The sequence below is a fragment of the Salmonella sp. 2020_1395 genome (assembly GCF_043848115.1).
Taxonomy (GTDB): Bacteria; Pseudomonadota; Gammaproteobacteria; order Enterobacterales; family Enterobacteriaceae; genus Salmonella; species Salmonella enterica.
The window spans coordinates 36,993-48,616 of sequence record NZ_JBCMFH010000003.1 but is presented as its reverse complement, the minus strand read 5'-3'; the positions used below and the strand labels follow the sequence as shown (position 1 = coordinate 48,616).

The 11,624-nt window shown below is 51.2% G+C and carries 13 protein-coding genes; 4 read left to right on the top strand and 9 right to left on the bottom strand.

Going from position 1 to position 11,624, the window contains the following annotated elements:
• Positions 1-6: 6 nt before the first annotated feature.
• The gene (gene dcuC / locus ACH0WD_RS05100; protein WP_000958618.1) at positions 7-1,392 is read right to left on the bottom strand and encodes an anaerobic C4-dicarboxylate transporter DcuC; all 1,386 of its coding nucleotides are present in this window, start codon (positions 1,390-1,392) and stop codon (positions 7-9) included.
• A gap of 378 nt (positions 1,393-1,770) precedes the next feature.
• On the opposite strand from dcuC, the gene pagP reads away from it, so the two are divergent.
• Positions 1,771-2,343, top strand: a complete 573-nt coding sequence (gene pagP / locus ACH0WD_RS05095) for a lipid IV(A) palmitoyltransferase PagP (protein WP_001623090.1) — start codon at positions 1,771-1,773, stop codon at positions 2,341-2,343.
• 187 nt (positions 2,344-2,530) lie between these two features.
• A complete protein-coding gene (gene cspE, locus ACH0WD_RS05090; protein WP_000034826.1) occupies positions 2,531-2,740 on the top strand; it encodes a transcription antiterminator/RNA stability regulator CspE in 210 nt (69 codons plus the stop codon).
• A gap of 57 nt (positions 2,741-2,797) precedes the next feature.
• Here cspE and crcB read toward each other — a convergent pair whose 3' ends face one another.
• On the bottom strand, positions 2,798-3,181 hold the full coding sequence (gene crcB, locus ACH0WD_RS05085; protein WP_000939753.1) for a fluoride efflux transporter CrcB: 384 nt from the start codon (positions 3,179-3,181) through the stop codon (positions 2,798-2,800).
• 90 nt (positions 3,182-3,271) lie between these two features.
• Here crcB and ACH0WD_RS05080 point away from each other — a divergent pair, with 90 nt between their 5' ends.
• On the top strand, positions 3,272-4,060 hold the full coding sequence (locus ACH0WD_RS05080) for a deaminated glutathione amidase (protein WP_000495786.1): 789 nt from the start codon (positions 3,272-3,274) through the stop codon (positions 4,058-4,060).
• Positions 4,061-4,188: 128 nt separating this feature from the next.
• Positions 4,189-4,392 (top strand): twin-arginine translocase subunit TatE, encoded by a 204-nt coding sequence (gene tatE / locus ACH0WD_RS05075; protein WP_000503938.1) that lies wholly within the window; start codon positions 4,189-4,191, stop codon positions 4,390-4,392.
• Between the two features lie 85 nt (positions 4,393-4,477).
• Here tatE and lipA read toward each other — a convergent pair whose 3' ends face one another.
• From lipA to mrdB, 7 genes are all read right to left on the bottom strand, one after another.
• Positions 4,478-5,443, bottom strand: a complete 966-nt coding sequence (lipA, locus tag ACH0WD_RS05070) for a lipoyl synthase (RefSeq protein ID WP_000042640.1) — start codon at positions 5,441-5,443, stop codon at positions 4,478-4,480.
• A gap of 205 nt (positions 5,444-5,648) precedes the next feature.
• Positions 5,649-6,602: a YbeF family transcriptional regulator gene (locus ACH0WD_RS05065; RefSeq protein WP_001282817.1), complete on the bottom strand. Its 954-nt coding sequence runs from the start codon at positions 6,600-6,602 to the stop codon at positions 5,649-5,651.
• A 301-nt stretch (positions 6,603-6,903) separates the two neighbouring features.
• The gene (lipB, locus tag ACH0WD_RS05060) at positions 6,904-7,545 is read right to left on the bottom strand and encodes a lipoyl(octanoyl) transferase LipB (protein ID WP_000284009.1); all 642 of its coding nucleotides are present in this window, start codon (positions 7,543-7,545) and stop codon (positions 6,904-6,906) included.
• A gap of 99 nt (positions 7,546-7,644) precedes the next feature.
• Positions 7,645-7,908, bottom strand: a complete 264-nt coding sequence (ybeD, locus tag ACH0WD_RS05055) for a DUF493 family protein YbeD (RefSeq protein WP_000850547.1) — start codon at positions 7,906-7,908, stop codon at positions 7,645-7,647.
• 107 nt (positions 7,909-8,015) lie between these two features.
• Positions 8,016-9,227 (bottom strand): D-alanyl-D-alanine carboxypeptidase DacA, encoded by a 1,212-nt coding sequence (gene dacA / locus ACH0WD_RS05050; RefSeq protein WP_000858711.1) that lies wholly within the window; start codon positions 9,225-9,227, stop codon positions 8,016-8,018.
• A gap of 139 nt (positions 9,228-9,366) precedes the next feature.
• Positions 9,367-10,500, bottom strand: coding sequence for an endolytic peptidoglycan transglycosylase RlpA (rlpA, locus tag ACH0WD_RS05045; RefSeq protein ID WP_001231303.1), 1,134 nt, complete (start codon positions 10,498-10,500; stop codon positions 9,367-9,369).
• Positions 10,501-10,510: 10 nt separating this feature from the next.
• Positions 10,511-11,623, bottom strand: a complete 1,113-nt coding sequence (gene mrdB / locus ACH0WD_RS05040) for a peptidoglycan glycosyltransferase MrdB (RefSeq protein ID WP_000131713.1) — start codon at positions 11,621-11,623, stop codon at positions 10,511-10,513.
• Position 11,624: the final 1 nt, after the last annotated feature.

Here is an 11,624-nt window from a genome sequence, read left to right as displayed (position 1 = left end):
CGGCTATCAGCCGTCAGTAACGGCGGAAGAGGCGCCCGGCACCATAATTTCCGTGGCGATAATGACGATCAACAGACCGACGATGACCGGAACGGACGTGCGTTTCACCACTTCAAACGGTGATATTTTAGCCATCCCGGCGACAGCGACCACGACGCCGGAGACCGGCGAAATCGTGCGCCCCAGGTTTGAGGCTTGCAGCATTGGGATGGATAAATAGGCTGGGTTGATACCGGAGGAGTGCGCCAGTTTAGGGATCATCTCAACAAAGGCGTAAAAAGGCGCATTGCCTGAACCGGTGGTCATCGCGGCCAGCATGGTTAAAATCACTAAGACCAGCATCAGAATAATGCTGGCGGAGCCAAAAGAAGTGGCAATCGAGATCAGACTTTGGATAAAGCCAATGGTGCTCAGCCCCTGGGCGAAAACGCCCGCCGCGACCAGCAGCATCACAACGCCGGCAAACGCATCCGCCATGCCGCGATAAGCCACTTCCAGGCCGGAAAACACATTTTGCGTGTTGAAGCCGCGCACGAATTCCAGCACGGCGGCCAGCAGCATACAGATCACCAGAATGGTAATAATGTGCAACTGCGGCCCCCATTTACCGTCAAAAATCAGTACGCCGATAATGGGCGTGAACGGTAAAAGGGCATAAAACGCCGGGGCTGTGGTGGTAATCTCCGCCACGTCCAGCATCTCATGTGAAATGTTCTCTTTTTTATCCAGATAGCGTTGCCAGAAAAAGTGCGCAATCGCCATACCGATAATGGCGGCGATGGAAATTGGCAGCGTGGTTTTGAACGCGAAATCGATTAACGGCATCTCCGCCGCTTTTGCGGCTAAAACCACATCGCCAGACGTTGGCGAGAGGATAATGGCGGCCGGAGAGGCGCAAATAGCCGCCGCCGCGCCGCGGCTAATGCCGACGTTGACCATCACCGGGAAGAGAGTAGCCATGAGCAGTACGCCAAGCCCCGTCGCGGAAGAGACGGCCAGCGACATCAGGCAGGCGACAAAATAGGCAGCAATCATCAACAGGTAGGGCGAGTTTATGTACTGTAAAGGTTTCGACGCCAGCTTCACGACCATATCATTCGCGCCGATATGCGTCATATAGGCGGCAAAGCCGCACAGCATCATGATCATCATGCCAAGATCGCCGCCGCGACTCATAAGCAAAATTTTGATGTATTCAACAATATCTGTTGCGGTATAGCCGGTACTGGTTTCGCTGGCAGGTAATACCTTATGCCCCATCAGCGCGCTGATAATAAGTAGAACCAGACCGCCGACAAATAAAACGCCAGTGGCGGAATATCCCTTAATGATGTAGCGCGCTACACCCACAATAACGACGACTCCGATAAGGAGCTCTATAACTGTTAGCATTGTTTCCCCTGTCTTATCGACACCCAGAGTAAAAATAAGAGCCACAAAAGTGGTATAAAAATGTACCGAATAAAGGATGGCGCCTTACTGATTAAAATCACGGCGCGGTTATTTTTTCATGTCATCGCTAAAGATGAAATATGCTTATACGAATTTTCTGTAGCGCTATAAGTATTAATTTATTGTTATTTTATTGTTTTATTTGTTGTGCTTTGTTTTGTGTTTTTTGTGAAAGCTTATTAAGGAGCGCGCGACGGTTCTGAGTGCTAAATCAAACGCCGTTAACCCGATACTCTCTCAGATTATTCTCTGTTTATAGTTTGTTAAGATTTTATTCAGGTTAATGTTGTTATTATCACAGTCGAATTTTTGAACGGTATGGCTGTTGTGATGATTATCAGAAAGTATTTTCTTATTATTGCTCTCCTTGTTATGCCATGGCTGGCTATTCCTTCAGTCTCTGCGGCGGATAAAGGGTGGTTTAACACGTTTACCGATAACGTCGCAGAAACGTGGCGACAGCCTGAGCATTATGATTTGTATGTCCCCGCCATTACCTGGCATGCGCGCTTTGCCTACGATAAAGAGAAAACGGATCGCTATAACGAGCGGCCGTGGGGCGTTGGTTTTGGTCAGTCGCGCTGGGACGACAAAGGCAACTGGCATGGCCTCTATATGATGGCCTTTAAAGATTCATTTAACAAATGGGAACCCATAGGCGGTTATGGCTGGGAAAAAACCTGGCGACCGCTGGAAGACGATAATTTTCGTCTGGGACTGGGCTTTACCGCAGGCGTTACCGCGCGCGACAACTGGAATTATATTCCCATCCCTGTGCTGTTGCCTTTAGCGTCGATAGGTTATGGGCCCGCTACCTTTCAGATGACCTACATTCCGGGTTCGTATAACAACGGAAATGTCTATTTCGCCTGGATGCGTTTCCAGTTTTGACGGGGAAGGGCATGCTTCAGTTGTGAATTAAAAATCCTTAAAAAACAATAAGTAGATAGGGTTAGCTAAAAATTAACGCGATATTTATCACTTTTTCGCAAAGTTCGACTGGACAAAATGCATCACAATTGTTGTACTGGTATCCGACACAGCATTTGTGTCTATTTTTCATGTAAAGGTAATTTTGATGTCTAAGATTAAAGGTAACGTTAAGTGGTTTAATGAATCCAAAGGATTCGGTTTCATTACTCCGGAAGATGGCAGCAAAGACGTGTTCGTACACTTCTCTGCAATCCAGACCAATGGTTTTAAAACTCTGGCTGAAGGTCAGCGCGTAGAGTTCGAAATCACTAACGGTGCCAAAGGCCCTTCCGCTGCAAACGTAACTGCTCTGTAAGCATACGTCCGACAGCAAGATTTCAAAACCCGCCCTTTCGGCGGGTTTTTTTTGCGCTTAACGCGCCGCTGCGGCGGAAAATAGCCAGAATGCCAGCGCCGTCATGGCAAACGAACCCAACAGGTTAATCAGCACATTCAGTAGCGCCCAGCCAAAGCGCCCCTCTTGCAGCAAGAATACCACTTCAGCAGAAAAAGTAGAAAAGGTCGTCAGGCCGCCGCAAAAGCCGGTTGTGATGAGCACTTTCCACATCGGATCGATATGTGTCATGCGGTTAAACCAGGCGAACCCCATGCCGATAATAAACGCGCCAAGCAAATTTGCTGTTAGCGTACCGATGGGAATCGCCTGATGAAGCGGATTAAAACGCATACTTAGCATCCACCGGGCTACGCTCCCCGTTCCACCGCCGATAAAAACTGCTAAAAGAAGCTGTAACACTGCCGAATCCTTTATTTAATTGCTATACAGGAGGAGTGTAACGCCGAACACGCATAATTGGCGAGTCCTGACAGAGGTGTGGGAGGGGATATGTTCGTTGCAGCCGGGCAGTTTGTGGTGAGTTCTGTATGGGAAAAGAATGCGCAAGTTTGCGTTTCGTTAATGGCTCAGGCGGCGTGCCGCGGCGTATCGCTTCTGGTGTTGCCTGAGGGGATATTAGCGCGAGATGACATCGACCTTGACCTGCCGATTCGCGCCGCGCAGCCGCTGGATGGCGCGTTTATGACGCGGCTTCTGGAAGAAAGCGCTCATAATAATATGACGACGATATTCACTATCCTTGTCCCGTCAACGCCTGGACGGGCGGTTAATATGCTGGTGGCGCTACGGGCGGGTAACATTGTCGCGCGTTACGCGAAGCTGCATCTCTATGATGCGTTTTCGATGCAAGAATCCCAAAGTATTGATGCCGGAACCGTTATCGCGCCTGTACTGGACGTGGAGGGGGTTAAGGTGGGGCTTATGACCTGTTATGACCTGCGCTTTCCGGACATGGCGTTAGCGCTGGCTTTACAGGGGGCTGACGTATTGGCGCTGCCGACGGGCTGGGTTCGCGGCCCGTTGAAAGAGCAGCAGTGGTCGACGCTGCTGGCGGCGAGAGCGCTGGATACCACCTGCTATATGATTGCGGCCGGGGAGTGTGGTAATCGTAATATTGGTCAAAGTCGTATTATCGATCCGTTGGGGGTAACGATAGCCGCGGCAGCCGATCGTCCGGCGCTGATCGTCGCGGAAATATTCAGAGAACGAATAGACCAGGTGCGGGAGCAACTTCCTCTTTTGCAGCAACGACGATTTGCGCCACCGCAATTATTATGATGTTTTTTTACGCAAAGCTTGATTCACCTTGTTACAGATTGCTATTGTGTGCGCGCGTCGAAAGACCGTTAATATTCTCAGGTTAATCCGGCGCGTTACGCAGCCTGTTTTTAGTGAAGAAGGTATCTATGGGTGAGATTAGTATTACCAAACTGCTGGTGGTTGCCGCACTGGTTGTTCTGCTGTTTGGTACCAAGAAGTTACGTACGCTGGGCGGAGACCTGGGCACGGCGATTAAAGGATTCAAGAAAGCAATGAACGATGAAGACGCGGGCGTTAAGAAAGACGTCGACGGTAGCGTTCAGGCTGAAAAACTCTCGCACAAAGAGTAATAGCGCGATGCGCTTGCTCCGCAGAGTAAAAAAACCGGCGAGTTGCCGGTTTTTTTTGCCTGAAATGTAAGCGTCTATTACACGATCATTTCACTTCCATGCCTTTGGCCTGGAGATCAGCATGGTACGAAGAACGTACAAAGGGGCCACAGGCGGCATGGGTAAAGCCCATCGCCAGAGCTTCCGCTTTCATCTCGTCAAACTCTTCCGGGCTGACATAACGCTGTACCGGCAGGTGATGGCGGCTTGGCTGTAGATACTGACCAAGCGTCAGCATGGTAACGCCGTGACGGCGTAAGTCGCGCATAACCTCAATGATTTCCGCATTGGTTTCGCCTAAGCCCACCATCAGACCCGATTTTGTCGGAATTTCCGGGTGCGCTTCTTTGAAGCGTTCCAGTAATTTCAGCGACCAGTTGTAATCGGCGCCCGGACGAACCTGGCGGTAGATACGCGGCACGTTTTCCAGGTTGTGGTTAAACACATCCGGCGGCGTCGCGTTAAGGATATCCAGCGCGCGATCCATACGTCCACGGAAGTCTGGCACCAGGGTCTCTATTTTTATCTCCGGGCTTTTGGCGCGGATGGCGGTGATGCAGTCAGCAAAATGCTGGGCGCCGCCGTCACGCAGATCGTCACGGTCGACAGAGGTGATGACCACATAGCGTAGCGCCATGTCGGCGATCGTTTGCGCCAGTTTCTGCGGCTCTTCCGCATCCGGCGCAACGGGGCGGCCATGGGCGACATCACAGAACGGACAGCGGCGAGTGCAAATGGCGCCAAGGATCATAAACGTAGCGGTACCGTGGTTGAAACATTCAGCCAGGTTTGGGCAAGACGCTTCCTCGCAGACAGAATGCAGGCCATTTTTGCGCATTGCGGCTTTGATGCCCTGGATACGGGTAGAATCCGCCGGAAGTTTTATTTTCATCCATTCCGGTTTACGTAGTAGAGCGTCGCGCTCTGTGACCACATTTTTAACCGGGATAAGAGCCATCTTATCGGCATCGCGGTATTTTACACCGCGTTCCATCACAATGGGTTTACTCATAGCGTGCGTGTTCCAGTTGCGAATAACGAAGGAAAGCGTTTCAATTCAAGGGAAAGTTGTATTTATCAACTATTTTTGAATTTGTGACACGCAGTATATCATTGATAAGGGCCATAAAGCAGCCTGACAGCCCGGCAAAATGTAAAATAGTTGTTGTTTTGTGCTGTTTGCCCATATCTTCCGTGACCTGAATGCAACATTTTTGTCAGAACGCCTCACGAATGATATCAATGACGTTCTCCAGCACCGGATCGCGCAGACTCAGTTTATTGTAATGCAGCGAGAACTCGACCTGTTCACTATTCACCGGCGCGTAGGGAAGGCGCTCAAGCGGCCAGCAGCGGCTAAATAAGTCGTAGAAGCGGGTGGGCATCAGTCCCAGCAGATCGCTGCTGGCGATCAGCGAGGCAATGGTAAAAATATTGTAGCTGCTAAAACTGATTTGCTGATCGGGAAATGTCTCCTGCAGTCGCTGGCGCAGGAGGGAAAGATGTTGTCCCTCCAGCATCAGAAAGGTGTGATCCGCGCTGTTCAGTCTCTCTTCAGTAATGGCGTTCGCCAGACACGGGTGATGCTGGCGGCAGACAATCTCAAGCGTATCGCTAAACAGGACGTGATGCTGGATGCTCCGGTTGTTATAGCTATGGGTATTGATAATGAGATCGGTCTGAAACTGACTAAGCTGGCTTTCGGCATCGTCTACCGGAATGTTGCGCAGCAAAAGCTGAGGATAACGCGGCCTGATGGCCTGGTAAATAATCGGCATCACTAGCGCGCCGACCGAAGGCGTCGTGCCAATTGTAATGGTGCGTTGCTTATCATAGCTGCCCGTAAGATCCAGGGCGCCAAGAATAGATTCCAGCCCCTGGCTGATGTATTCGTGCAGATGCGTAGCATACGTCGTGGGCGTTACGCCCTGGCCTTTGCGAATAAACAGCGGATCGGGAAATATAGTCCGTAATTTTTGAATGGACTGGCTGATGGCTGACGGCGTCAGGTTAAGAATTTTCGCTGCATTGACGATCCCTTTATGGACATATACGGCCTCGAAAATCGTCAACAGATTGAGGTCAATATTTCTCAGTGTTCTGAAAATTTGCGGTTTGTCTTGTAGGTGTTGATCGGCCGGTTGTCTTTCTGCCTGATTATTATCACTCACGCTCTGGCTCCGAATTCATTCGTATTATGAATAATAGATGAAATAGTATATTTTGCATTTATGAGTTGGTTTTAAAATTACTCTTATGAATGTATTTTTAGTCATTTCAATAAGATAAGTAGCAGCAAGGCCGGGATTTTGTTCACGGAAAATTCCTCATCATGAGGACTGAAGAGGCCATGCCGCCTGGCGGCTACAGCAGGGATATAACGAAAATATAGAAAGCGGGGGGAGAAGTAAAGCATTCAAATCATATATGATTAATGACCCATAAATTTCTTGGGCCATTATATTTTACGCATTAAGCAGCAATATATTCATACGGTGGATTATTTAGCAGAGCTAAAATATTCGCCAGCAAGCGGGGCGCAATATTATCCGTGGTAGCGTCTTCCTTCCACTGTGTTATTTTGGCCATTTCCATGCCGGCATAACCACACGGGTTGATACGCAGGAAAGGAGAAAGATCCATGTTAACGTTTAGCGCTAAACCGTGGAATGAGCAGCCGCGACGGATACGTAAACCCAGCGAGCAGATTTTCTTTTCACCCACATAGACGCCCGGCGCATCGGCGCGCGGATGCGCCTCAATACCAATTTCAGCCAGCGTATTCACCACGGTCTGTTCAAGTAGGGTGACTAAATCACGCACGCCCAGTTTACGTCGTTTCAGGTTAAGTAAAACGTACATTACCTGTTGGCCCGGACCATGATAGGTCACCTGTCCTCCACGATCGCTCTGCACAACGGGAATATCGCCAGGCATCAATATATGTTCCGCTTTACCGGCCTGGCCCTGGGTAAACACCGGGTAATGCTCAACCAACCAGATTTCATCATGGCTGTTTTCATCGCGCATATCGGTAAAGTTATGCATGGCCTGAGAGATAGCTTCATAGGGCTGAAGGCCGAGCTGGCGGACAAGGATTTTATCCTGATACAAAACGGCATCTCCGTAGAGAATGAAAAAAGAGAGGAAAGTATATCACAGCGGGGGAGGCGGGGAGTTACCCGGATAAGACCGGGTAACCGTCTGGATGTATTACAATACCATTCGCACGATATCAATATTGCCCAGTTCTTCGTACAGCGTTTCAACCTGTTCAATATGGGTGGCATTAATGGTGATAGAGACCGAGTGGTAGTTGCCTTTGCTGCTCGGTTTTACCGTCGGAGAGTAATCACCAGGCGCATGGCGCTGTACCACTTCAACCACCTGATCAACCAGCTCAGGTAACGCCTGCCCCATTACTTTGTAAGTAAATGGCGTAGGGAATTCAAGCAGTTCGTTAAGTTTGGTTTTCATGTCAGCTCCGGCATTACGTAAAAAAATAACAACTCCCGCCACAGGGCGGGAGTTTTACTGATGCATAGTATATGGGGACGAAAATCACACTTTCAAGCGTTCAATTTTTATCCAAACCAGTGATGGAACATTAATTTAATGTAATCAATGATTTTACCGAAGAAGTTCCCTTCCGGGATCTCTTGCAGTACGACCAGCGGACGCTGCTCGATGGTTTTACCGTCCAGCTGGAAGTTGATGGTGCCGACCACCTGGTTTTTCTGCAGCGGCGCGTGCAGTTCTGCGGTATTCAGTACATAGCTCGCTTTCAAATCTTTCATGCGGCCGCGAGGGATCGTCAGGTAAACGTCTTTATCAACGCCCAGCGAGGCGCGATCGGTATTACCAAACCAGGCGGGTTCAGAGGCGAACTCTTTACCAGCCTTCAGCGGATTAACGGTTTCAAAGAAACGGAAGCCCCACGTCAGCAGTTTTTTGCTTTCTGTTTCACGGCCTTTATAGGTCCGTCCGCCCATCACGGCGGAAATCAATCGCATCTGGCCTTCGGTTGCGGAAGCGACCAGATTATAGCCCGCTTTGCTGGTATGGCCGGTTTTGATGCCGTCCACATTCAGGCTGTTATCCCACAGCAGACCGTTACGGTTTAACTGGCGAATGCCGTTAAAGGTGAACTCTTTTTCTTTATAAACGGCATATTCGTTAGGCACATCGCGAATTAACGCCTGACCAATCAGCGCCATATCGCGAGCTGAACTGTATTGTCCGTCGGCGTCCAGGCCGTGTACGGTCTGGAAGTGGGTATTTTTCAGCCCCAACGCGTTCACATAGCTGTTCATCAGCCCGACGAAAGCATCCTGGCTACCGGCGGCGAAATCAGCCATCGCCACACAGGCGTCATTGCCGGATTGCAGATTGATGCCGCGTATCAACTGAGAGACCGGTACCTGCATTCCCGGTTTGAGGAACATCAGCGAGGAACCTTTAAATACCGGATTGCCGGTGGCCCAGGCGTCATTACCGACGGTAACCAGGTCGGTTTCTTTAAATTTACCCGCTTTCATTGCCTGTCCGATGACGTAACTGGTCATCATCTTTGTCAGACTAGCCGGGTCGCGACGTTCGTCGGCGTTTTGTTCCGCCAGAACTTTGCCGGAGTTGTAGTCGATCAGGATGTAGGATTCCGCATCGATCTGCGGAACACCCGGGATCATAGTTTTGATATTCAGGTCATCGGCATGTGCGGTTGAGATAAACGCGGCACAAAGCGCCGTGGTGAGCGCCATGCGCTGCATAAAACGAGCGGAAAAAGTGGTCTTCATGGTCTGAACTACGACGTCCGTGATGAAATTAAAAAAAGAGCCCTACTATAGCAAAAGCATAACTGGCAGGCATCTGACTTTCCGCGTGACTTTGTTAATGTCATTTACAGAAATTGACAGTACAGATACCTGCGATCGGTTACTGCGCGCTGGCGATAAAGGACTGTAATTGTGCTTCTGTTTGCAAACGTTGCTGTAACGCGCTGGCTTCGGCTTTACTGGCAAAAGGCCCCAGTTGAATACGCCAGACCGCGCCGTTTTGTATTACGCGTCCTGGTACGCTGAACTGCTGGCTTAAACGCTGTTGGTACTGCTGCGCGCGCGTTTGATCGCTGACGGCGCCGACCTGGACGACGAAACGACCGCTCGCCGCGGCGGCAGGCGCGCTCACCGGGGCAGATACCGGGGCCGCGGCAGCAGGCGCGCTTACCGGCGTCGCAGTCGCTGGAGCCGTCACCGGCGCGGAAACCGGCGCTGTCTGTGGTGCCGGCGTCGGTTCATTACTCTCCAGCACGCCAGGCGCCAGCGTAGTCGGCGCGCCGAGGAAGCCGCTGCTGCTCACCGGCGCACCGGTGGTATCGTCACTTTTCAACGTGGAATTACTGACCGGAAGAACGTCGCCTTGCGGTTGCGCAGGCGCTGAAGAGGCGCTTCCCATGCCGCCGCTTAAATCAGGGCGAGGGGGCAGAGCGTAGGTCTGTTTCGCCACCGTCGTACAGGCCATCCCCGGGCCGGAGAGCGAACCATCCGGCGCCACGATAATGGGGTCAATCCGTACTTTAGTATTATTCGAGGTATTCAGACGATCCGCCGCCGCGCGGGACAGGGAGATGACCCGATCGGTGCCATAGGGGCCGCGATCGTTAATACGCACGACGATCATGCGACCGTTGGCCAGGTTGGTGATTCGCGCATAGCTGGGGATAGGCAGTGTCGGATGGGCGGCGGTAAGCTGCATCGGATCGAACATCTCCCCGGAGGCGGTTAAATTACTGCCGGGTTCCGCATCATAAATAGCGGCCAGGCCAGCCTGGCTAAAGCGGGACGGGTCCTGAACGATTTTATAACTTTTACCGTCACGCTGATAATCCTGGTTTGCGGTCGGATTCAGAGGTTCATAACGCGGTTCCGCTCCGCTGATTTCCACAGTCGGACCATTACATACCGCAGGTTGCGGCGCGACGGTGGTTTGCTGCTGACCGCCGTCATTAGTACATGCCGCGAGTAGTACTATCCCTGCCGCGACGCAGATTACAGGCAACTGCTTACGCATTGCGCACCCCTTATACGCTTTTCGACAACATTTTTCTGTGGGTGTGGATCGACATCACAATCCCGAACCCGGCCATCAGCACAATCAGTGCGGAGCCCCCGTAGCTGACCAGGGGTAAAGGTACTCCAACCACAGGCAGAATACCGCTCACCATACCAATATTTACGAAGACATAAACGAATAATATTAACATTAATCCGCCAGCCATCACGCGACCAAATGTAGTTTGCGCTCTGGCGGCAATCCACAAGCCGCGCATTATTAGCAAAATATAGAGCGCGAGCAGAATCAGGATGCCCACCAGACCGAGCTCTTCCGCCAGTACCGCGAAGATAAAGTCGGTATGGCGCTCGGGTAAAAACTCCAGCTGCGACTGGGTGCCGTGGAGCCAGCCTTTACCGCGCAGGCCGCCTGAGCCAATGGCGATTTTAGACTGAATAATATGATAGCCCGCGCCCAGCGGATCGGTCTCCGGATCAAGGAGCATCATGACGCGCTGGCGTTGGTAATCGTGCATCAGGAAAAACCACAAAATAGGAATAAATGCAGCGATCAATACAATGGCGACCCCAATTAAGCGCCAGCTCAGACCAGACAAAAATAGGACAAAGAGACCGGAAAGGGCGACCAGAATAGACGTCCCCAGGTCCGGCTGGGCGGCGACCAGCAGGGTAGGCATAAAGATTAATACCAGGGCGATGGCGGTATTTTTCAGCGAGGGCGGGCAGACGTCGCGGTTAATAAAGCGGGCGACCATCAGCGGCACGGCGATTTTGGCTATTTCCGAAGGCTGAAAGCGAACGATTCCCAGATCGAGCCAGCGCTGCGCGCCCTTGGATATTGCGCCGAAGGCATCAACGGCAACCAGCAGAATGATACAAATGATATAGAGATAGGGCGCCCAGCCTTCATACACGCGCGGCGGGATCTGCGCCATCACCACCATAACCACCAGCCCCATCGCAATCTGACCGATTTTACGCTCCATCATGCCGATGTCCTGGCCGCTGGCGCTCCAGATGACCAACGCGCTATAAACCAGTAACGCCAGCAGAATGAGTAGCATCGTGGGATCGATATGAATTTTATCCCAGAAGGTTTTTTTGTTCGGATTATCCGTCATG